The sequence below is a fragment of the Kribbella sp. NPDC050459 genome, from assembly GCF_040655315.1.
GTDB lineage: Bacteria > Actinomycetota > Actinomycetes > Propionibacteriales > Kribbellaceae > Kribbella.
The window spans coordinates 324128-346138 of the sequence record NZ_JBFAJQ010000002.1; the positions used below are offsets into that span (position 1 = coordinate 324128).

Genomic DNA, 22011 nt, shown 5'->3' on the forward strand with positions numbered 1-22011 from the left:
AGTCCTCCCGGATTGGAATGTTCAAACTGTTGTCCCGGGATCTGCTGCCTTGATTCAATTCCCGAATCGCATTCGGTCAGGAATTGATTACTTTCCGCGACCATTTGACGTTGGGACGGGAGGGGATCGCGGTGCTCCGGATTCACTTCACGCCACGCGACCTGACCCGGGTCACGGTCGCGACCACGCCGGCGCCGCTGTGGGAGGTGCTGCTGAGCCTGCACATGCTGCAGCACTCGGAGGGCCGGCTGATCTTCGAGGACTGGCGGCGGCACGTCCGGGCCACGGTCGCTCCGGACCAGATGCGGCTGCTGCTGGAGCTGACCCCGTCGAAGGGGTACTCCCCCGACTTCCTGACCCCGGCGGAGCCCGCACCGGACTTCGACGCCGCGCTGGAGCAGACGCTGGCGACGCCGCAGCAGCAGCTCCGCAGCCAGCTCGACCTGCTCGCGCAGTACCGGGCCCCGTCGCCCTGGACGCGTGAGCTGGCGCAGGGCGGCCGGGCGTCGCTGCAGAAGCTCGGCCGGGCCATCCGGACGTACCACGACGCGGCGATCAAGCCGTACTGGAAGTCGATCGGGACGCACGTGTCCGCCGACCACGCCCATCGCGGGGAGGCGCTGGCCCGGCACGGTGTGGACCGATTGTTGTCGTCCTTGCATCCGCGGGTCAGGTGGGTACCACCGGTGCTGCAGGTGCTGGACATGAACGACCGAGATCTGTATCTCGATGGCAGGGGAATCGAGTTGCAGCCTTCGGCGTTCTGCTGGCAGGTACCGACCAAGCTGCGGGACCCGGATCTCAAACCGATCCTGGTCTACCCCATTCAGCATGCGCCCGGGATCCTGCGGCAGACGTCGATGGAGCAGCTGCCGTCGAGTGACCCGCTGGCCGCGTTGCTGGGCTCGACCCGGGCCGCCGCGCTGGAGGCGGCCGTGAGCGGCTGTACGACGACCGAGCTGGCCAAGCGCTGCCGCATCTCCCCTGCGGCCGCCAGCCACCAGGCGACGGTCCTGCGGGAGGCCGGCCTGATCACCACCCGCCGCGACGGCGCGTCCGTCCGCCACGAGATCACCCAGCTGGGCATCTGGCTGCTCTCCGGCTACGGCTCCGGCCGGCCGCGCCCGCGGTCCCGCACCCCCGCCTAGCCCCCGAACCCTGCCCCATCGCGCGCTGGGCCGACCGGCACCGCCCCGCCTGTCGACCCAGCGCGCCGGGTCAGAGCTTGTAGTCCTCCAGCAGACGGCGGCCGATGATCATCCGCTGGATGTCGGCGGTGCCCTCGCCGATCAGCAGCATCGGGGCTTCGCGGTAGAGGCGTTCGATCTCGTACTCCTTGGAGAAGCCGTAGCCGCCGTGGATGCGGAACGAGTCCTCGACGACCTGCGCGCAGTACTCGCTGGCCAGGTACTTCGCGACGCCGGCCTCGAAGTCGTTGCGGGAGCCGCTGTCCTTCTTGCGCGCGGCCTTCACCATCAGCTCGTGCGCGGCCTCCACCTTGACGGCCATGTCGGCGAGCCGGAACAGCACCGCCTGGTGGTCGGCGATCTTCTTGCCGAACGTCTCGCGCTGCTGCGCGTACGCGATCCCGAGCTCGAACGCCCGCCGGGCCACACCGCAGCCGCGCGCGGCCACGTTCACCCGGCCGACCTCGACGCCGTCCATCATCTGGTAGAAGCCCTTGCCGGGTACGCCGCCGAGGATCTGGGCGCCGTCGATCGCGTACCCGTCGAACACCAGCTCGGTGGTGTCGACGCCCTTGTAGCCCATCTTCTCGATCTTGCCGGGCACCGTCAGGCCCTTGTCGACCTCGCCGAAGCCGGGCTCCTTCTCGACCAGGAACGTGGTCATGTTCTTGTAGACCGAGTCCGCGCCCTCGTCGGTCTTCACCAGCACCGCGACCAGGTTCGACGAGCCGCCGTTGGTCAGCCACATCTTCTGCCCGTTGATCACGTAGCCGTCGCCCGCGCGGGTGGCCTTGGTCTTGATCGCGGACACGTCCGAGCCGCAGCCCGGCTCGGACATCGAGAACGCGCCGCGGACCTCGCCGGTGGCCATCCGCGGCAGGTACTTCTGCTTCTGCTCGTCGGTCCCGTGCTGGAGCAACATGTACGCGACGATGAAGTGCGTGTTGATGATGCCGGACACGCTCATCCAGCCGCGGGCGATCTCCTCGACGCACAGCGCGTACGTCAGTAGGGACTCGCCGAGGCCGCCGTACTCCTCGGGGATCATCAGCCCGAACAGGCCGAGCTCCTTGAGGCCCTCGACGATCTCGGTCGGGTACTCGTCGCGGTGCTCGAGCTCGGTGGCGACCGGGAGGATCTCGGCCTCGACGAAGGCCCGGACCGTCTTCAGGATCTCCTCCTGGACGTCGGTCAGCCCGTCGGTCTGCTGCAACCTGCTCATCGTGCGTCTCCTTCGGCCGGCTTACCCGCGAGTATCGCGGTTACCAGCATCAAGGCACGAGAGGGAAACCCGCTGTGATACCGGCCACCTGGGAGAGGTCGTGTGCCTCACTCGCCGCCGCGGTCGGGGCGGGGCAGCGACTGCTCGATGGTCGAGAACAGCGCAGCGATCTCCGGTGTCGCCTGCCAGCGGTGGCGTCGCTGGGCCTCGTACAGCGTGCGCCGCGCGGTGTAGAAGTGCTGCGCGGCGGACCCGGTGTCGCCCTGGTCGAGCGCCTGGGCAGCCTGGTCCAGATCGTGCGCTGCCTCGCGCGGCGCCTTGCTGCGGCTGTTCTGCTGGGTCGCACGCACCTGCGCGGCCAGCGTGCGCAGCCGCTGGATCAGGATCGCCTGCGGATTCTGCGTCTGCTTGGGCGTCGGCTTCTTCGTCGGCTTCGTCTTGGTGGGAGTGGGCGTCGTCGCCGTGGGCTTGGGCGTGGTCGTCGGAGCGGCCGTGGCCTTCTGCACCGGCGCGGACGGCGTACCGACGGCCTGTGCCGTCGGGGTGTCGTTGGTGACGCCCTCACGCAGCAAGAGGAGACCGCTGATGGCTGCGAGCACCACTGCGGCCCCGATACCTACCTTGGCCAGCGGGAAGGCGCGCTTGGGTGCACGGTGCGTGGTGGGCTCGTCTTCCCAGTGCCCGATGTCGAGCGGCTCCTCAGCCGGAGCCCCCGGCGTGAAGGCGAGCACCTGTGTGTTGGCGGCGTTGCTGAGGAGTGCGGCCACGTCAGCTTCCGATGACGGGCGGTCGGCCGGGTTCTTGGCGAGCAGGTGCGTCACGAGGCCGGCCAGCTCGGCGGGCACGTCGGTGCGGGTGATCTGCGGCGGCGGTGCGTCGAGATGCTGCCGCATGACCGCGTCCGCGGTCGGGCCGGTGAACGGCGGCCGACCGGTCAGCAGCTCGTGCAGCACGCAGCCGAACGCGTACCAGTCGCTCGCCGGGGTGGCCTGCTCGCCGCGGATCTGCTCCGGCGACACGTACGACGCCGTACCGAGCAGGACGCCCAGCGCGGTCGTCTCGTTGCCGGCCCGCTTGGCGATGCCGAAGTCGGTCATCTTGAGCGTGCCGTCGGGGGCCAGCAGCAGGTTGGCGGGCTTCACGTCGCGGTGCACGATCCCGGCGGCGTGCGCCGCGTCCAGCGCGCGGGCGCCCTGCGTGGCGATGTTCGCGACCAGGCCGGCGGTCGGGAGTCCCGACGTCCGCATCAGCTTGGCGAGGTCGGGGCCCTGGACGAGCTCCATCACCAGGAAGACGTGGTCGCCCTCCGTGCCGACGTCGTACGTCGCGACCACGTTCGGATGCGTCAATCGAGCGGCTGATTGAGCCTCGGCCCGGAACCGCTCGACCGCGTCCATCGGGTCGCCGTCGAGGCTGCGCAGCAGTTTCACCGCCACCTGGCGGGCGAGGACCGTGTCCTCCGCCTGCCACACCTCACCCGCACCGCCCCTGCCCAGCAGGGTCAGCAACCGGTACCGACCTGCCAGTACCTTGCCGTTCAACACATACACCTTCCGCAGCGGACCGGATCACCTTAGGCGGGAAGTGCCGCAATGTACGAGTCCGGGCCGGAAAGCTTCAGAAAGCCCCCAGAAAGCTCTGCGGAGCGCGATCGAGGTATTACGGTGTGTCGCATGAAGCGATCGATTCCCGCCCTGATCGCGGCCGTGCTGGTCGCGACGACGCTGACGACCACAACTGCCGCCGCCGCGCCCAGCGCGCGTCCGGTGGCGAAATGCGAGTTCACCCCGACCCCGGAGAACCCGGCCGCCAAGCCGGTCCGGGTGCCGTCCCCGGTCGCCCGTGCGAAGGGCACGGTCGACGTGTACTTCGTGACGAACTACGGACCGTTCGTGGTCCGGATGGACCGCGCCAACGCGCCGTGCGGCGTCCACAACTTCGTGCACCTGGTGAAGAGCCGGTTCTACGACGCGACCCAGTGCTTCCGGCTGACGAACTCCGCCCGGCTGGGGGTCCTGCAGTGCGGTGACATCTACCGCCAGGAGGAAGGCGGGCCGGGGTACAAGTTCCCCGACGAGGTGACCGGCCAGGAGACGTACGAGCGCGGCACCGTTGCCTATGGCAACCAGGGACCGGGCACGAACGGCTCGGAGTTCTTCGTCGTGCACTCCTTCGCGCACATCGCGCCCAACTACACGGTGCTCGGGCACGTGATCGCCGGCATGTCCACGTTCGACCGGATGGTGGCCGCCGGGATCGCCGACCCCGACCAGGACGGCCCGCCGGCCAAGCCGATCCGGATCTACAAGGTCTGGGCCCGCTGAGGGGGAGGGTAATTCCGCGTCCGCGGCGCTAGCTTGTCGTTGTGGGCAACCGCGGTCGGCCGAGACACCCGGACGTGCTGACCCCCGCCGAGTGGCGGGTGGTCGACATGGTGCGCCACGGCCTGTCGAACCGGCAGATCGCGCAGCGCCGCGGGATCAGCGTGGACGCGGTCAAGTTCCACGTCGCGAACGCACTGCAGAAGCTCGGCCTGGCTCGCCGGGCCGAGCTGCGAACTTGGCGCGGAGTGCCCTTCGACAGCGCGTTGCGAAGACAGGGAGGCCCGGACATGGTGCAGCTTGGCGAGATCGGGCAGATCGCCCGCCCGTGCAGCGACATCGGCAAGGCGGTCGAGTTCTACCGCGACGTACTGCGACTCCCGCACCTGTACACCTTCGGCGACCTGGCGTTCTTCGACTGCGGCGGAACGCGGCTGTTCCTCAGCGTCGGCGAGGGCGAGGCGTCGACCCTGTACTTCCGGGTCGACGACATCAACGCGGCGTACGACGAACTCCGCGACCGCGGAGTGGTGTTCGAGAACGCCCCGCACCTGATCCACAAGCACGACAACGGGGTCGAGGAATGGATGGCGTTCTTCCCCGACCCCGACGGTCAATTGCTGGCGATCATGGCGCAGGTCTAGTCGGCCGGCGGGTGCCAGATGTCGGTTCGGGTGAGACCGGCGGCACGGCCCTTCGCGGAGATGACGAGGGCCATCTTGCGGCTGGCCTCGTCGATCATCTCGTCGCCGAGCATCACCGCGCCGCGGGCGCCGCCGGCGGCCGAGGTGTAGTGGTCGTAGGCGTCGAGGATGTTCTCGGCGTGGTCGTAGTCGTCCTGGCGCGGCGAGTAGACCTCGTTCGCGGCGGCGATCTGGTCGGGGTGCAGGACCCACTTGCCGTCGAAGCCGAGGGCGGCCGACCGGCCGGCCACCCGGCGGAAGCCGTCGACGTCCTTGATCTGCAGATACGGCCCGTCGATCGCCTGCTTGCCGTGCGCGCGGGCGGCCATCAGGATCTGCATCAGGATGTAGTGGTACGCGTCGCCGACGTCGTACCCGGGCGGCTGCTCGCCGACCACCAGCGACTTCATGTTGATCGACGCCATGAAGTCCGCCGGGCCGAAGATGATCGTCTCGACCCGCGGCGACGCGGTCGCGATCGCGTTCACGTTGGTGAGGCCGAGCGCGTTCTCGATCTGCGCCTCGATGCCGATCCGGCCCGGCTCGTAGCCGTGCACCTTCTCCAGCTGGGTGAGCAGCAGGTCGAGCGCGACCACCTGCTCGGCGGTCTGCACCTTCGGCAGCATGATGCAGTCCAGGTTCGCGCCGGCGCCGCCGACCACCTCGATCACGTCGGCGTAGGTCCACTCGGTGGTCCAGTCGTTCACCCGGACGACGCGCAGCTTGGTGCCCCAACCGCCCTCGTTCAGCGCGGCGACGATGTTCTTGCGGGCGTCCGGCTTGGCGAGCGGGGCGACCGAGTCCTCGAGGTCCAGGAACACCTGGTCGGCGTCCAGCCCCTTGGCCTTGGTCAGGAACCGCGGGTTCGACCCCGGCGTGGCCAGGCAGGACCGCCTGCTCCGTAAGACCTGCTCCGTCATCGCTCGACCTCCACTCGGTTACCCACCGGTCACCGGCAGCGTACGGCGTCGGCCGCCGCTGTCCCGGTGACCCGGCTCACTTCCCTTCCGAGTGTGTCCCGATTCACCGTGCGGTGAGACCGTACGCGCGGGTGATCGTCTGCTTGATCGTGTTGCCTGCCGCGTCGACTCCTTCCGTCCGCAGGCTGACGGCGCTCGCGTGCTTCGGGTGGTTGAGCACGGCCGTGTACTCGCTCCGACCCGACTTGGACGTCCTGACCGACTGCCAGGTCCTGCCGTCGTCGTAGCTGACCGACAGCTTCAGGCTGGTCAGCTCCGGGTCGCTGTCGAGGTACGAGTGGTGGTAGCCGCTGATGGTGATCTTGTTGTCCCGCCCCGCGGGCAGGGTGTTGTCCAGCCGCAGTCCGAGGTCGTAGCCCAGGTACAGCTGGCTGTTGGCGGCACAGCTGCCCTTGTCCTGTCCGAGGCGGGTGATCGTGTCCCACGTGCCGCAGTGCACGCCGTACCCCTTCGGCGGCCGGTACGGGAAGCCGTCGGTGGGCTCGGCCGTGGTGAACGTCCACTCCGAGTCGACAGTCCGTGCCCAACGCTGCAGCTTGTACGGCGCAGGGTAGGTCTCGGTCATCCGGTAGCGACCTGGTTCGTCGGGCAGGACGAAGTACGGCACCGCGATGAACGCGATGAAGAACAGCCAGTAGCCCTGCTCTACCGGGATCTCGTTGCCGTCCGGCCCCCACAGCTTCAGCTGGGTCTGCGGCTCGCCGCGCAGGATGTCGGTCGAGTAGTAGGTCTGCGATCCTTGCGTCAGGCCGTCGCTGCTCTGGAGGTGCCAGGGCATGAAGATGTTGCCGCTGCGACAGGCCTGGCAGAGGATCCACGTGTAGTCGTTGATCTCCGGTGTCACGTTCCGCAGGGCCGAGTGCACCAGCGGCTGCGCGCCGAACGTGTCGGTGCGATGCCCTGCTCGGGTGAGTACGTCGGCCCGGCTCTGCGTCCAACCGGTCGCGTGGAACGCCTCCATGTCGGCCGGTGCGTCGTACGAGAGACTGGCGCCCCGGCTGCGCCGGACGTCGCTCTGGATCGGTCCGACGTACTCCGTCAGCGTGTTGGGCGCGCGCATCGTGAGCTTCAGGCTGCCGAGGTTGCGGTTGTACTTCTTCGCAGCGTTCCAGCCGAGCGAGACCGTACTGGGCGCGTCAGCGTGGTAGCTGGTGTCGAAACGGAACACGTCGCTTGTGCGGACCGTCTTCTGCAGCACGGGCACGCGTCCTTCCACCGGGTACGACATCGCGTAGACGTACGGCATCACTGCCTTGGCTCGTACTGTCACCGCCCGCGGCGGGTGCGCTCGCAGCGCCTGCCCCTGCTCGGCCGGGATCGTCAGCACCGGAATCGGTACGGCGACATCGTCGACGACGACAGCACGACCACGTGCGCCGTACAGGAGCACACCGGCCGCGCCGGCCTTCTGCACAGCCAGGGCCCGGGTCAGCACGCCGGACTGGCACGTCCACTCGGCGGCCGGGCACAGGTCCGATACGTCGAGCAGTACGACCGCACCGCGAGTCGGCGTACCGACGACGAACGGGAGCACCTTCGTGCCGTCGAAGCGTGGGTCGTCTGCCTCGAGGCCCAGGTACTTCGCGTCGAGCGTCCTGCCACCGGCGTACATCGCTACGGGCGGTGTCGTAAGGAGCCGGTCGTCTCGCCACAGGAAGGTGCCGACCGTGACTTGCTGCGTTGGGGTGGCCCACAGACCCCATTCCTGCTCGTAGACCGACGCCGCACCGACCCGCAGCGTCCACATGCCGGTCGCGGACGCCTGCACCCAACCCACCTGCGACTCGACCGGCACAGAGGCCTGCGGGGTCCGTGTACTCACCTTGGTCGCGGCACTGGCGTCGAGAACGACGTTCTGGTCGGAACGGACGTCGACCTGCGGACTGGTCAGCAAGGAGACTTGCGGTTGCCCGGCAGCGTCGCGCCAGTTGATGGACGTCTGGATGCTGTACGTGCCCTCGTCGAGGCTGCCGCTGATGTTCTGCGCTCCCCCGGCGTACCCGACGTTGTTGGTGATGTCGAGGTCGTTCTGGTCATCGGTCCGCAGGAAGTACCAGGTGTTGTACTGCACGTCGGTCGCCCCGGCCGGGAGCTTGATCGACCCGGTCAGCTTGTGCCGCGCCGCGTGCGTGTACGCCGCGACGGCGTTGCGGAGCTCGATCTGGCCGGAGGTGGCGACGATCGAGCCCTGGTACCAGGTGCCCGGTCCGCTCGGGTCGAATGTCGCTGTCACCGGCGCGGAACCATTGGCGGGGACCGTGACGTCGGCGGGGACCTGTAGCGCGTCCGGCGGCGCGGTGCCTTCCGTAGCCTTGATCGTGGCGCTCAGATGCAGGGTGACGGGCTCGTCGGTGGTGTTGACGTAGGTGATGGTCTTGGTGGCAGGCACGTCGTACGGCCCCGGAAGGATGCCGAAGTCCAGGTTGCCGGAGCTGTAGACGCCTTGGCTGACAGCGCGAGCGACGTCGACCCGCCCCGAGCCGACTTGGTACGCCGTACCGTCTATCTGCTTGCTGCTGCTGATCAGGTGGCCCTTCAACTGCTCGCCGGTCCAGTCCGGGTGCTCCTGCGCCAGCAGTGCCGCCGCGCCGGCAACGTGCGGTGTGGCCATGGACGTGCCGCTGAGGCTCGTGTACTTGTCGCCGACCAGCGGACCGAGCGACGTACCGGCCGCGCGTGCTGCCACGATCGAGACGCCCGGTGCGGAGATGTCCGGCTTGAGCCCGTAGTCGACCCGCCGCGGTCCCTGGCTGGAGAACGAGGCGCGCTGGTCCTGCTTGTCGACAGCCGCGACGGTCAGCGCCGCGTCCGCGACCCCCGGCGCCCCGACCGTCCCGGGTGCGAAGTCGTTGCCGGCCGCGATCACGAACAGCGTGTGGTACTGCGCGGTGAGGTCGTTCACGGCCTGACTCATCGGGTCCGTGCCGTCGGTGCAGCAGCCGCCGAGGCTCATGCTGATCACGTCGGCGCCTTGTGTAGCCGCCCACTGCATGCCGGCGATGATGTCGGACTCGGATCCGCCGCCGTTATTGTCGAGCACCTTCCCGACCAGCAGGGTGGCATCGGGTGCGACGCCCTTGTACCTACCGCCGGACGCTGCGCCGGAGCCGACGATCGTGTCGGCGACGTGGGTGCCGTGACCGTGCTTGTCGGTGGCGTCCAGACCGGGTACGAAGCTCACTGCTTCCGAGACCTTCCCGGCCAGGTCGGGGTGCGTCTCGTCGACCCCGGTGTCGAGTACGGCGACCTTGACGCCCTTGCCGGTGTAGCCGGCCTGCCAGGCTGCGGGGGCACCGATCTGCGGCACGCTGACATCGAGGCTCGCCTGGACTTTGCCGTCGAGCCAGATGCTCTTGAGAGCAGGCGCTGCAGCCCAGAACCCGCGTGCCTGGGGCTTGCCGAGGCTGACCGCTTCTGACCGGATGCTGGCCAGCGGTCGCACACTGCGCGTCCCTGGCAGCGCTGACTTCGCCGCAGTGCGCTCAACAATGAGGGGCAGCGTCTTCGTCTTGCTGTCCGTGTAGCCGTACTTGGTCAGGTAGGCCACGTCGAACAGCCGCCTGTCGAGGCGGCCCGCCCTGATCAGCTCGGACGCGTCGGACGGGTAGACGTAGTACTGGTCGCCCTGGCGGAGCTGGGTGAACACGACCGGGCGGCCGTTCGCCCGTGGCGCCGCAGTCACGTCGGCGTCCACCGGCGTACCGTCCGCCGTGAACCGGTAGGTGACCTGATCGCCGGTGATCAGCGTGACCTGCTCGGTCCCGGTCGGCAGCGCCGCCTGCTCCTTGCCCGGCGGGACGGCCGGGGTGTCAGCAGCGACAGCGGACGTGGATCCGAGCAGTAGCGCCAGGGCGGACAGCACTGCGACGGGAGCGCGCCATTTCGTCATGGCGTCGAGGTTGTCAAGGGCGCGCCATGTCCGGAAGCGGTCTGGCCGGGCAGTTCCCGCCAATGGCGGAAACCGGAGATGATCGGTCGGTGCTCGAGTCGCTCGGTCTGAACCGCGAGGAACAGGACCTCTACGAGGAACTCGTGTCCCGGCCTCCCGTGCGCGCCACAGAGCTCGCCGACCGCTCCGCCGCACTTGCCAAGCTGGTCGAGCTCGACCTGGTCACGCTGGCGGGCACGGAACCGCCGCGGTACGTCGTACTGCCGCCCGACACCGCCCTGGACGTGCTGGCCCGGCGGCGCGAGCGGGAGCTGGCAGCAGCCCGCCGGACGATGGTCGAGCTGACCGTGCGGTTCCACGGCAGTACGTCGCGACGCGAGCCGGCGGACCTGGTCGAAGTCCTGCACGGCGACCAGGCGATCGCGCAGTCGATGAGCAGGCTGCTGCTCGGGGCGCGGCACGAGGTGTGCGGCTGGGACGCACCGCCGTACCGGGACGACCCGAACCAGGTGAACCAGCTGGAGATCGATCAGCTGAGGCGGGGAGTGGCGTTCCGCGTGATCTACGACCGCCGCGGCTCGGTGGACCGGCCGGGGCGGCTGGCCGCGCTGATCCAGGGCATCGCGGACGGCGAACAGGCGCGGGTGGGCGACGTACCGATGAAGCTGATCGTCACCGACGCGCCGATGGCGTTCGTCCCGTTCGACGTGCACGCGACGCATCACGAGACCGCGTTGCTGGTCCACGACCCCGTCATGGTCGACGGCCTGGCCGCGCTGTTCGAGCTGTACTGGCGCAAGGCCGTCCCGCTGGCGACGTACGACGGCCAGCCGCCCGCCGCCGATCGTCCGACGGCAACCGAACGCGACCTGCTCGCGCTGCTCATGTCCGGCTTCACGGACAACGAGATGGCGGCGCACCTGGGCTGGAGCGAGCGCACTGTCCGCAAGCACATCGACGGCATGCGGCACCGCCTCGACGCGGACACCCGCTTCGAGGCGGGCTATCAGGCCGTACGGCGAGGTTGGCTGGGGCACCGTGGGTGACCTGACGGCTCTCGGCCTCTCCCCCGCCGAGGAGGCGACCTACAGCGCGCTCGTCGCGTCCGGACCGTCCGAGAGCGAGCAGAACGCCGTACTGACCAACCTGATCGACAAGGGGCTGGTGAGTCGCGTGGGCGATCGCTACGTGGCAGTCGCGCCGGACATCGCGTTGGAAGTGCTGCTGCTGGAGCAGGAGCGCCTGCTGCGCGACGCACGCTCTCACATCGACGACCTGTCAGCGGCGTACCGCAGTCACACTGGCACCCCGACGGCGACCCTGGTCGAGCTGGTGACCGGTGCTGCGGCTGTCCGGCAGCGGATCGACCAGGTGCAGGCAGCAGCCCGGACGGAGCTCCGTCGGCTGGTCAGAACGCCGTACGGCGATCCCTTGGTGCCGCGGGCCGAGTGCAGGACCGTGTACGAGCACGGCGTGCTGGATGCGCATAGCAACGAGACGGCGCGGATGCTTCCGGCGCTACCGATGCACCTGTACCTGGCGGACGACAGGCTGGCGCTGGTCCTGCTGAGCGACGAGTCAGCCGTACTGGTGCAGGCCTGTGGCCTGTTCGACGCGTACGTCGAGTTGTTCGAGGCACTGTGGGAGCAGGCTCTCCCGGTGAAGGCAGACGGAGCCCTTGTCGAGCTGCTCCTCGCGGGTCTGACCGACCAGGCAATTGCCCGGCAGTTGGGTGTCAGTGAGCGCACGGCGCAGCGCAAGATCGCCGCGTTGATGCAGGAGCTCGGGGCACGGACCCGCTTCCAGGCCGGTGCTCAGGCTGCGATGCAGCGGCAGTGATGTGACACGCTGGGGCCTGTGAGCATCGAGGAGATCGCCGGCGTCATGAAGAAGGCCGGGCTCGTCTGGCTGGGCTGGGACGGACAGCGGCCGGTGCCGGCCTGGTTCGCCACCGTCGACGGCCAGTACGTCGTCCTCGCCGACACGGCCGACGGCGCCGAGCAGCCGCTGCCCGGGCTGGCAGCGGCGGACTCCGTGGAGGTCGTCGTACCGGCCAAGCCCGCCACCAACCGCCTCGCGAGCTGGAAGGCGACCGTACGGCGGCTGGAGCCCGGCAGCGACGAGTGGACGACTGCCGCCCAGGTGCTACGCACTGAGAGGCTCAACGCGTCCGAGCTCGACACCCAGCTCGACCGGTGGCGCACGGAGGCGGACATCCTCGTCCTGGAGCCGACCGGTGAGATCAGCGAGTCGGCGGGACGGTACGACGCGACGCCGCGGGCCGAGGCTCCGGTGCCGACAAGAGCCACGACCCGCGGCAAGCCACCGGCGACGTTGCACCGTCCGGTGCGGCGCCGTCCCAAACTGAGTTAGCGGATCCCGAAGGCGCGCTGCACGGTCTGGCTCACGCTGTTGCCCGCCGTGTCGCGCGCGGTCGCCCGCACGCTCACGTACTCGGCCGACGCAGGTGCATCCAGCCGCCCGCTCCAGCCCGACCCGGACCGCTGCAGCCGGACGGCTCGCCAGGTGGCGCCGTCGTCGTACGACACCTCCAGCGTCGCCGCACTGACCTTGCCGATGTCCACAGCACCGGGCAGGTGCGAGGCGGTCACCGCCAGGTCCGCGTGCCGCTTCGCCCGGCCGGACAGGTCTGTTGCGATCGAGTAGTCGAGCTGGAGCAGCGGGAGCGTCTCCAGGTTCGCGTAGTCGGCCTGGTCGGACGTGAAGCCCCACTCGGTGTGCGTGGTCGGCGAGTACGGCCGGTTCGGCAGGTCGCGCTTGGTGTCCACGACAAGCCGGTACGGCAGCGGCTCCGGAGCGACCTCGACCGTCAATATGTCAGCGCCCTCACCGAGCAGCGTGTCGCCCTGGTAGAACGCCGACGTGACCGGTGCGCCCACGTCGTACACGATGCCCTGGTGCGGACCTGAGTCGGCGTAGCCGGGCAGGGTGAAGACGCTCATGAGGTCGCCGACCCGTGACGGCGGCGTCGACAAGGCACTGTCGCTGAGCAGCCGTGGGCGCTGGATGCCGCTGAACCAGGTCTCCTTCGTCGTGCTGCCGGCGCGGTAGGACAACGACGAGCCCTGCTGGGACAGGTCCGGTACCGCGGCCATGCTGAGCCACTTCACCTGCGGCGACGCCGTGACCCAGGCAGTGTGATCACCTTGCGCAGGCACTGGTGTCGACGCCGCGCCTACTGCCCACGTCAGGTCGGCGGACAGGTCGAACCGGATGTCGAGTGCCTCGCCCGGCTTGGTGTCCCGGAAGGACTCGTCGATCCGCGCCAGATCACGTGCGGTCGGCCGGTAGCCGGGGTCCTTCGGTACCGCCCCGTCATGGTGCTGGACGAGGTCGTAGAGGTACTCCGGGTACGGGTGTGACACGAGCTTCAGCAGCTTGGGTTGGTGTGCCAGCAACTGCCGGCCCTGGTCGGTGTCGAGCGAAGCGACCGGGAGTGCCGGCGCTTCCTCCTGCGGCAGATCGGCCCACGCGTCCAGCGGGCCGTATCCGTCGTTCAGGATCAGCAGGAGCTTCGCACCACCCTTCGCGGCAGCCGCTGCCTGCGCCGTCGGCGGTACGGCATCGTTGCGTTGGGCAACGACGATCTTGCCGCGGACGTTGTGCTTCGACGGGTCGGAGCCGACGTACACGACCGGGTAGTTGCCGACGCCCTCAGGCAGCTTCGGCGACCAGCTCTGGACCATGCTGCTGAAGGAGCCGACTGTCAGAGCAGGCTGCACCTGGCGCCAGCGCGTAGCGAACGTGTAGGACCCCTGGGTCACCTTGCGGCTCGGCGTGGCCCATAAGGAGTCGTAGATCCACCACTCCAGCTGATACGTGTCGACAAAGCGATGCAGGTCGCCGTAGCTGCGGTACTGATCCAGCCGGACGTACGTGTTGTCAGTAGGCAACGGGGCGACCGCCTCGACCTTGCGCAGGCCGGCCGCGTCGAACGTGACCGTCGTGTCCTGGGCGACGTCGACCTCAGGCTGGCTGATGACGGCACGGCCGAGCGAGTGCGGCCCGTCCAGGCCGCGGACGTCGGCGTACATCCATCCGGCGTACGTGCTCGGGCGGACGTCGACGTCGAGGCTTCCGCCCACCATGAACACCTGGGGTACCACGTCCCGCTTGATGTCCTTCAGTACGACGACGCCGGACAGCGGCGCGCCGTGCGGGTCCTGCGCGCGGAGCGACAACTTGACGCGCTGGCTCTGCTTGCTGACGCCGATCGAGGTGTGGGTGCGTACTGCTCCGCCCGCATCCGTTGCGGTGAGCATTGAGCTGTAACCGGCGTCATCGGCCGCGATGTCGAGGTGACTCACCACTCCGGCAGTCGCCGTGCCGTGGGCCGGGACAGTGATCTGCGGAGTCGTCAGCGTGAACAGACCGGCGGGGATGCCCTGGTTCTTGAGAGACAGGTTCAGCGTGACGGGCTCCGCGCCGTTGTTGGTGTAGGTGACGTCTCGCTGCACCAGTCCGCTCGCCGGGTACGGCCACTTCACCGCGGCGAAGGCAGAGCCGGACGCGAACAACGTGCTGCGCACAGCCGCGGCCACGTCCAGCCGGCCCGTGCCTGCAGCGAAGGGGCTGTACTGCACCGTGGTCTTGGTCGTACTGACCAGCGCGTCCTTCAACTGCTGCGCGGTCCAGTCAGGGTGTGCCTGCGCCAGCAACGCAGCCGCGCCGGCAACGTGCGGCGTGGCCATCGACGTGCCGCTCATCGCGACGTACGAACCCTCACCTTCCGGCGAGTACTGCGATCGCGCAGCGAGTACGTCGACGCCCGGCGCGGTCAGGTCCGGCTTGAGGCCGCTGTCGCCGAGGCGCGGACCGCGGCTGGAGAACGGTGCCAGCCGGTCGGAGCCGTCGACCGCACCAACGGTCAGAGCCGCGTCCGCGGCACCCGGTGCCGAGACGCTGAACGGGTCCGGTCCCGAGTTGCCCGCGGCAATCACGAACAAGGCACCGGTCTCGGCGCTCAACGTGTTGACCGCCTGGCTCATCGGGTCGGTGCCGTCGGTCGGCCCGGAGCCGAGGCTCATGCTGATCACCTTGGCATGCTGGTCGCGCGCGGCCCACTCCATGCCGGCGAGGATCCAGGAGTCCTGGCCGCCGCCGTCGTCGTCCAGGACCTTGCCGATGTGCAGCCCGGCGCCGGGCGCAACGCCCTGCTCCTTGCCGCCGGACGCCGCACCCGTTCCGGCGATCGTCGAGGCGACATGGGTCCCGTGACCGTTCCGGTCGGTGACGTCCTTGCCGGGCACGAAGCTCTGCGAGGCGACGATCCGCCCGCCGAAGTCCGGATGCGCGGCGTCGATACCGGTGTCGAGGACGGCGACGTCCACGCCCTGCCCGGTGTTGCCGCCCTGCCAAACCTCCGGCGCACCGATCTGCGCGGTCGTGTCGGACAGGCTCGCCCTGGACTTGCCGTCCAGCCAGACCTTCGCGAAACCGGTCCGCGCCGTCGCGCTCCCGCCGGTGAACGACGACCAGAACGACGCCGCCTGGTCGTGGTCGGCGGTGATGGCGGCGCCCTTGATGCTGGTCAGCGCGCGGGTCTGGCGCGCACCTGCCGGCGGGACCTGCTTGCGTCCCGGGGCGTAGGACACGATCAGCGGCGTGCCGTCGCTGTGCGCGTCGTCGTACCCGTCGGCGAGGAGCTCGGTGACGTTGAAGAGGCGCTCGTCGAGGACACCGGACGCGAGATACGGCAGGGCGGCGTCCGGGTAGACGTACAGGTCGTTGCCGACGGCCATGATGTGCGCACCGGCCGGGCCGCCGTTCGGCTTGCGCACGGTCGCGGTCGGACGGCCGGCGACGGTGGTCACACTGACCTTGTCACCGGTGATCAGCGTGACGGTGCGCGGCGGCGTACTGCCCGGTTGCGAACCGGTTGCAGGCTGCGCTGCCGGCTGAGCTGCCGGTTGGGCTGCGCCGGCCTGCGGCGTCGTGACGGCGGTCAGCGCCAGCACGGCCGCGCCGAGGGCGGTCAACCCACGGCGGAAGGACGTTGGGAGGGACACAGAAACTCCAAGCTCAGGGGATTCTCCGCATTACATGCGGCGCCCCAGTCCTGCTGCTACGGATCTGCATGGCGCAAAGCGGTCACGACCAATCCGGCCAGGGCCCTAGAGCCACCCGCGATCGCGTGCATGCCAGCCCAGCTGCAACCGGGAGCGGGAGTGGGTCTGCTCCATCAGCTGCTGAACCCGTCGGGCAACAGTGCGGCGACTGATGCCGAGGCGCGCACCGGCCGCGTCGTCGGTCAGGCCGGCGACTAGCAGCGACAGCAGATGCCGGTCCTCGGCCGACATCGCCTCCTCGGCCTCCAGCTTGTCCGACTCCGTCACCGACAACGGACTGGCCCGATTCCACACGGTCTCGAACAGCGCGACCAACGCGTCCAGGAGGCTGCACGGATGCACCAGCAGCGCCGCGTCCTGAGCCGGTGTTGCCCAGTCCAGCGGCAGCAATGCCAGCTCCCGGTCCGCGATCGCCAGCTTGGTCGGCAGCTCGTCCGCGATCCGGGCCTGCTCCCCCGCCCGCACGTGGCTGACCGCACTGGCCGCCAGCACCGCGTCGCCCAACGCCGAGCTGTCGTAGACCACCCGGTAGGTCACACCGGCGCCCTGCCGCGCCAGCTGCGTACTGTTCACCTCCGCCGAGGCGACGTACGGCGGCGCGACCAGCTCGCGCATCTCGTTCCGTGCGGTCCGCTGCACCCGGTCGAACGCCAGGCCGACCGCCGTCTCCCCGCTGACGATCTCGATCAGCTCCTCGGTCCGCCGCGCGCCGCTCTGCCTGGTCGCCTCGGCCGCCAGCCGGTACGCCGCCTTGCGGATCCGGTCGAACTCCTCCTCCTGCCGCAGGATGAGCTGCTCCACGGCGAGCTCCGGAGGCACCGGCACGATCAGCTCGGCCGGCGGCGGCGTCCGGTGCACGAAACCCTCGCTGAGCAGTACGTCGACGGCGCGCTGGACCTCCTGCAGCGGCCGCCCGATACGTGCGGCCAGGTCCACCAAGGACGCCGCCCCCCGCCGGATCAGATCCAGGTACGTCGCCTCGTCATCGGAGCCGAGCCCGGTGGATCCCAGCATGCCGCCCCCACTTCGATTGTTTGCCCGAGAAACAAAGTCTACGAAGCGTCCTCAGCCGGGACCCGGCCTCTGCGGGTTAGCCTTCGGACATGAGCGGATCACCGTCGCGGGTCTACGTCGCTCGGCTGGCGGGGCTGCCGGTGTACGACCCCAACGGGGACCAGGTCGGCAAGGTCCGGGACATGGTGGCCATGATGCGTCAGGGCGACCAGCCGCCGCGTGTGCTGGGCCTGGTCGTCGAGGTGTTCACCCGGCGCCGGATCTTCCTGCCGATGACCCGGGTCACCTCGGTCGACGTCGGCCACGTGATCACCACCGGACTGCTCAACATGCGCCGCTTCGAGCAGCGCGCGACCGAGGTGCTCGTGCTCGGCGAGCTGCTCGACCGGACCGTCACCATCGCCGACACCGGCGCCACCGCGGTGGTGTTCGACATGGCCATGGAGCAGCGGCGGGCCCGGGACTGGATGCTGACCAAGGTGGCGGTCCGGGAGGGTTCCAAACGGTTCCGGCGCCGCGGGCAGACCCATGTGCTCGACTGGGGCGACGTCAGCGGGTTCACGCGCATCGAGGAGGGGCAGGGCGCGACGCACATCCTGGCCGCCTTCGAGTCGATGCGGCCCGCGGACCTGGCCGGCGTACTGCACGACCTGTCCCCCAAGCGGCGCAAGGAGATCGCGGTCGCGCTGGACGACGAGCGGCTGGCCGACGTACTCGAGGAGCTGCCCGAGGACATCCAGGTCGAGATCCTCGACGGCCTGGACACCGAACGGGCGGCCGACGTGCTGGAGGAGATGTCGCCGGACGACGCGGCCGACCTGATCGCCGAGCTGCCGACCGAGACGGCCGAGCGCCTGCTGACGCTGATGGAGCCGGACGAGGCCGAGGACGTCCGGCGGCTGCTGACCTACGAGGAGCACACCGCCGGCGGTCTGATGACGTCGGAGCCGGTCATCCTGCCCGTGGACGCCACTGTCGCCGATGCGCTCGCCCGGGTCCGCAACGCGGAGCTGAGCCCCGCGCTCGCCGCGATGATCTACGTCTGCCGACCGCCGCTCGAGACACCGACCGGACGGTTCATCGGGATCGGCCACATCCAACGGCTGCTGCGCGAGCCGCCGTCGGAGCTGGTGTCGGCCGTCCTGGACACCGACCTGGACGGGCTGCGGCCCGACGACAGCCTGAACACGGTCAGCAAGTACCTCGCGACGTACAACCTGGTCGCCGCGCCGGTGCTCGACGACGAGGGCCGGCTGATCGGCGCGGTCACGGTCGACGACGTCCTCGACCACCTGCTGCCCGAGGACTGGCGTGAGCACGACCATCCCGACGAGCCCGACCGGCCCGAGCCGCAGGAGGTGGACCACGATGCCCCGTGACGACCGCAGCATGGACGAGCGCCGGATGTTCCGCGGGAGCACCCGGCTCGACGTGCCCCGGGACTGGCGGCGCACCTTCGTCCCGCGCCCGGCGTACGACGCCGACGCGTTCGGGCGGCTGTCCGAGCGGATCGCGCGGTTCCTCGGCACCGGGCAGTTCCTGGTCTACATGACCGCGACCATCCTGTTCTGGGTCGGCTGGAACATCTTCGCCCCGGCGAGCCTGCGCTTCGACGAGTACCCGTTCATCTTCCTCACGCTGGCGCTCAGCCTGCAGGCGTCGTACGCCGCCCCGCTGATCCTGCTCGCGCAGAACCGGCAGGAGGCCCGCGACCGGGTGCAGTACGAGCGGGACCGGGACGTGGACGCCCGGACCCGGGCGGACATGGAGTTCCTGGCCCGCGAGATGGCGTCGCTGCGGATGGCGGTCGGCGAGGTCGCCACCCGGGACTTCCTGCGCTCCGAGCTGCGCTCGCTGCTCGCCGACCTGGACACTCGCGAGGACGACCGGGTTTGACCCCGAGCTACGCTCACTATCAGGTGAGAAGAAGAAGGACATGGGGATGAAGACTCGATTCGCTCCTGATCGTGGGCTGTCCAGCCGGATGCTGATCACGGCCTTCCTGCTCGGACTGCTGTACGTCGGCTTCGTGGGGCTGCTGATCGCGCTGACCAAGAGCGCGGTGCTGGCGGTGGTGATCGCGGGCGGCGCGCTGTTCGCGCAGTACTGGTTCTCCGACCGGGTCGCGCTGTACGCGATGCACGGCCGGATCGTGACGCCCGAGGAGGCGCCGCAGCTGCACGGTGCGATCGACCGGCTGTGCGCGCTCGCCGACATGCCGAAACCGCGGGTCGCGATCGCCGACGTCGACCTGCCGAACGCGTTCGCCACCGGCCGCAACCCGAAGAACGCGGTGGTCTGCGTGACCACCGGCATCATGCGCCGGCTGGACGACGACGAGCTCGAGGGCGTGCTGTCGCACGAGCTCTCGCACGTCGCGCACCGTGACGTCGCGGTGATGACGATCGCGTCGTTCCTCGGCGTCCTGGCCGGCCTCATCACCCGCTTCGGCCTGTACGGCGGCCTCGGGCGGAACCGGGACCAGAACGCGGCCCTCGTCGTCCTGACCATCATCGCGGTGTCGGTCGTCGTCTACGCGATCTCGTTCCTGCTCACCCGGGCGCTGTCGCGGTACCGCGAACTGGCCGCGGACCGGGCCGGGGCGATGCTCACCGGCAGACCGTCGACGCTGGCATCGGCGCTGACGAAGATCAGCGGGGACATCGCCCGGATCCCGTCCCGCGACCTGCGCCAGGCGCAGGCGTTCAACGCGTTCTTCTTCGCGCCGGCGCTGTCCGGCAAGAGCGTCTCGTCGCTGTTCTCGACGCACCCGCCGCTCGAGACACGCCTCGACCGCCTCGGCGCCCTCTCCCGCGAGCTGGGCGAGCAAGCTTAGACCTATGGGCCTTCTCGACATCTTGCTCGGGCGCAGCAAGGCTGTGCCGCCGAATCTCGACCAGCTGTTCTCACTTCCGTCGGCCGCGATCACCCTGGAGACCGCGGCCGGCTACCGTCCGACGGGCAGCGGGTCGGTCTGCTTCAAGGCGGCCGAGGGCGGCGGGTTCACCGCGCTGCGCGAGGAGGTCGACAAGCTGCTCGCGCTGGACAACGCCAAGTTCTCCAGTACGACGGACTCGTACGGCTTCACCTGGCTGGTCCGGCAGACGGCTCCCGACGACCTGGAGACGCTGGTCACCGACCTGCACGCGGTCAACAGCTCCCTCGTCGACGCGGGCTTCGGCAACGCTCTGTTGTGCACGCTCGTCGCGTTCACCAACGGCAGCCAGTCGCTGGGCCTCGTCTACCTCTACAAACGCGGCTCCTGGTACCCGTTCGTCCCCGTCGGCGCCGACCGCCGCGACAACGCCCAGGAACTCCAGATCAAGTCGGTGGTCGGCGCGGACCTCAACTTCGAGCAGGACCTTTCCCGCTGGTTCCCGATCTACGGGGCACCAGGGCTGTGAAGTGAGCATCACACGGACCGCGGTCGGGTGGAGTGGGGCGAGCACGTAGCCTTGGGGCATGGCTCCCACTGCTGATCAGGTGACCACGGCGCTCGGTGGTGTGCTGGACCCGGAGATCAAGAAACCGATCACGGATCTGGGCATGGTCGAGTCCGTCGTCGTGCGTGAGGACGGCGTGGTCGCGGTCCGCATCCTGCTGACCGTCGCCGGCTGTCCGATGAAGGACACGCTGCGCCGCGACGTGACCGCCGCGGTGCGCAAACTCGACGGCGTCACCGGCGTCGAGATCGACCTCGGCGTGATGTCGGCCGAGCAGCGTGCGGCCCTGCAGACCCAGTTGCGCGGCGGCGTGGCCGAGAAGGAGATCCCGTTCTCCCGGCCCGACTCGCTGACCAAGGTGTTCGCGATCGCGTCCGGCAAGGGCGGCGTGGGCAAGTCGTCGGTGACGGTGAACCTGGCGGTCGCGATGGCACGGCAGGGCCTGTCGGTCGGTGTGCTCGACGCGGACATCTACGGCCACTCGGTGCCGGCCATGTTCGGCGTCGCGGACGAGCGGCCGACCGCTGTCGACGACATGATCATGCCGGTGCCCGCGCACGGCGTGAAGGTGATCTCGATCGGCATGCTGAAGCCGAAGCGCGACCAGGTGGTCGCCTGGCGCGGCCCGATCCTGGACCGCGCGCTGGTGCAGATGCTCGCGGACGTGTACTGGGGCGACCTCGACGTCCTGCTCCTCGACCTGCCGCCGGGCACCGGCGACATCGCGATCTCGGTCGGCCAGCGGCTCACCAGCGCCGAGGTGATCGTCGTGACGACCCCGCAGGAGGCCGCCGCGGAGGTGGCCGAGCGGGCCGGCACGATGGCGCAGATGGTGCACCAGCGGGTGGCCGGCGTGGTCGAGAACATGTCGTACCTGCCGTGCCCGCACTGCGGCCCGGAGCACCGCATCGAGATCTTCGGCACCGGCGGCGGTACGCGGGTCGCGGAGACGCTGTCCGCGCGTCTCGGCTACCAGATCCCGCTGCTCGGCGAGATCCCGCTGGACGAGCGGCTCCGCTCCGGCGGCGACCTCGGTCAGCCGCTCACGGCCGCGGACCCGGACACCCCTGCCGCGCAGATGCTCGACAAGATCGCGCAGACGCTCGGCGGCAAGCCGCGCGGTCTCCTCGGGCGCCAGCTGGGCCTGTCCCCCGCCGGCCGCTGACAGCAACCGGCACTGTGT

At 69.5% G+C, this 22011-nt stretch carries 17 protein-coding genes; 11 read left to right on the forward strand and 6 right to left on the reverse strand.

Annotation, left to right across the window (positions count from 1 at the left end; translation table 11 throughout):
- The first annotated feature begins 110 nt into the window (after positions 1–110).
- Positions 111–1148: a winged helix-turn-helix domain-containing protein gene (locus AB0I12_RS07410; RefSeq protein ID WP_359925933.1), complete on the forward strand. Its 1038-nt coding sequence runs from the start codon at positions 111–113 to the stop codon at positions 1146–1148.
- A gap of 70 nt (positions 1149–1218) precedes the next feature.
- Here AB0I12_RS07410 and AB0I12_RS07415 read toward each other — a convergent pair whose 3' ends face one another.
- On the reverse strand, positions 1219–2409 hold the full coding sequence (locus AB0I12_RS07415) for an acyl-CoA dehydrogenase family protein (protein ID WP_359925936.1): 1191 nt from the start codon (positions 2407–2409) through the stop codon (positions 1219–1221).
- A gap of 107 nt (positions 2410–2516) precedes the next feature.
- Positions 2517–3950: a serine/threonine-protein kinase gene (locus tag AB0I12_RS07420; RefSeq protein ID WP_359925939.1), complete on the reverse strand. Its 1434-nt coding sequence runs from the start codon at positions 3948–3950 to the stop codon at positions 2517–2519.
- A gap of 132 nt (positions 3951–4082) precedes the next feature.
- Here AB0I12_RS07420 and AB0I12_RS07425 point away from each other — a divergent pair, with 132 nt between their 5' ends.
- Together AB0I12_RS07425 and AB0I12_RS07430 are read left to right on the forward strand one after the other, a co-directional pair.
- The gene (locus AB0I12_RS07425) at positions 4083–4733 is read left to right on the forward strand and encodes a peptidylprolyl isomerase (protein WP_359925941.1); all 651 of its coding nucleotides are present in this window, start codon (positions 4083–4085) and stop codon (positions 4731–4733) included.
- Between the two features lie 41 nt (positions 4734–4774).
- Positions 4775–5374, forward strand: coding sequence for a LuxR C-terminal-related transcriptional regulator (locus AB0I12_RS07430; protein WP_359925944.1), 600 nt, complete (start codon positions 4775–4777; stop codon positions 5372–5374).
- Here the strand turns inward: AB0I12_RS07430 and AB0I12_RS07435 are convergent.
- Together AB0I12_RS07435 and AB0I12_RS07440 are read right to left on the reverse strand one after the other, a co-directional pair.
- A complete protein-coding gene (locus tag AB0I12_RS07435) occupies positions 5371–6333 on the reverse strand; it encodes a CoA ester lyase (protein ID WP_359925947.1) in 963 nt (320 codons plus the stop codon). The two genes, AB0I12_RS07430 and AB0I12_RS07435, sit on opposite strands and share 4 nt — an antisense overlap.
- A 103-nt stretch (positions 6334–6436) precedes the next feature.
- Positions 6437–10282, reverse strand: coding sequence for a S8 family serine peptidase (locus tag AB0I12_RS07440; RefSeq protein ID WP_359925949.1), 3846 nt, complete (start codon positions 10280–10282; stop codon positions 6437–6439).
- 89 nt (positions 10283–10371) lie between these two features.
- On the opposite strand from AB0I12_RS07440, the gene AB0I12_RS07445 reads away from it, so the two are divergent.
- From AB0I12_RS07445 to AB0I12_RS07455, 3 genes are read left to right on the forward strand one after another with little or no spacing between them, the layout of a single operon-like run.
- Entirely contained in the window at positions 10372–11328 is a 957-nt protein-coding gene (locus tag AB0I12_RS07445; RefSeq protein ID WP_359925952.1) for a LuxR C-terminal-related transcriptional regulator, read from the forward strand.
- On the forward strand, positions 11321–12121 hold the full coding sequence (locus AB0I12_RS07450; RefSeq protein WP_359925955.1) for a LuxR C-terminal-related transcriptional regulator: 801 nt from the start codon (positions 11321–11323) through the stop codon (positions 12119–12121). The genes AB0I12_RS07445 and AB0I12_RS07450 overlap by 8 nt, the downstream gene beginning before the upstream one ends.
- A gap of 18 nt (positions 12122–12139) precedes the next feature.
- Positions 12140–12655, forward strand: coding sequence for a hypothetical protein (locus AB0I12_RS07455; protein ID WP_359925958.1), 516 nt, complete (start codon positions 12140–12142; stop codon positions 12653–12655).
- Here AB0I12_RS07455 and AB0I12_RS07460 read toward each other — a convergent pair.
- Both AB0I12_RS07460 and AB0I12_RS07465 read right to left on the reverse strand, forming a co-directional pair.
- Positions 12652–16311 (reverse strand): S8 family serine peptidase, encoded by a 3660-nt coding sequence (locus AB0I12_RS07460; RefSeq protein ID WP_359925961.1) that lies wholly within the window; start codon positions 16309–16311, stop codon positions 12652–12654. The two genes, AB0I12_RS07455 and AB0I12_RS07460, sit on opposite strands and share 4 nt — an antisense overlap.
- 105 nt (positions 16312–16416) lie before the next feature.
- On the reverse strand, positions 16417–17385 hold the full coding sequence (locus AB0I12_RS07465) for a helix-turn-helix domain-containing protein (protein ID WP_359925964.1): 969 nt from the start codon (positions 17383–17385) through the stop codon (positions 16417–16419).
- Positions 17386–17474: 89 nt separating this feature from the next.
- Here AB0I12_RS07465 and AB0I12_RS07470 point away from each other — a divergent pair, with 89 nt between their 5' ends.
- Genes AB0I12_RS07470 through AB0I12_RS07490 form a run of 5 tightly spaced genes read left to right on the forward strand, consistent with a single transcriptional unit; the run spans position 17475 to position 21993 of the window.
- Positions 17475–18764 (forward strand): CBS domain-containing protein, encoded by a 1290-nt coding sequence (locus AB0I12_RS07470; RefSeq protein WP_359925967.1) that lies wholly within the window; start codon positions 17475–17477, stop codon positions 18762–18764.
- Positions 18754–19281, forward strand: a complete 528-nt coding sequence (locus AB0I12_RS07475) for a DUF1003 domain-containing protein (RefSeq protein ID WP_359925970.1) — start codon at positions 18754–18756, stop codon at positions 19279–19281. Before AB0I12_RS07470 ends, AB0I12_RS07475 begins: the two co-directional genes overlap by 11 nt.
- A gap of 46 nt (positions 19282–19327) precedes the next feature.
- Positions 19328–20221: a zinc metalloprotease HtpX gene (gene htpX / locus AB0I12_RS07480; protein WP_359925973.1), complete on the forward strand. Its 894-nt coding sequence runs from the start codon at positions 19328–19330 to the stop codon at positions 20219–20221.
- A 4-nt stretch (positions 20222–20225) separates the two neighbouring features.
- Positions 20226–20789: a hypothetical protein gene (locus AB0I12_RS07485; protein WP_355700280.1), complete on the forward strand. Its 564-nt coding sequence runs from the start codon at positions 20226–20228 to the stop codon at positions 20787–20789.
- A 58-nt stretch (positions 20790–20847) separates the two neighbouring features.
- Entirely contained in the window at positions 20848–21993 is a 1146-nt protein-coding gene (locus AB0I12_RS07490; protein ID WP_359925977.1) for an Mrp/NBP35 family ATP-binding protein, read from the forward strand.
- The last annotated feature ends 18 nt before the right edge of the window (positions 21994–22011 follow it).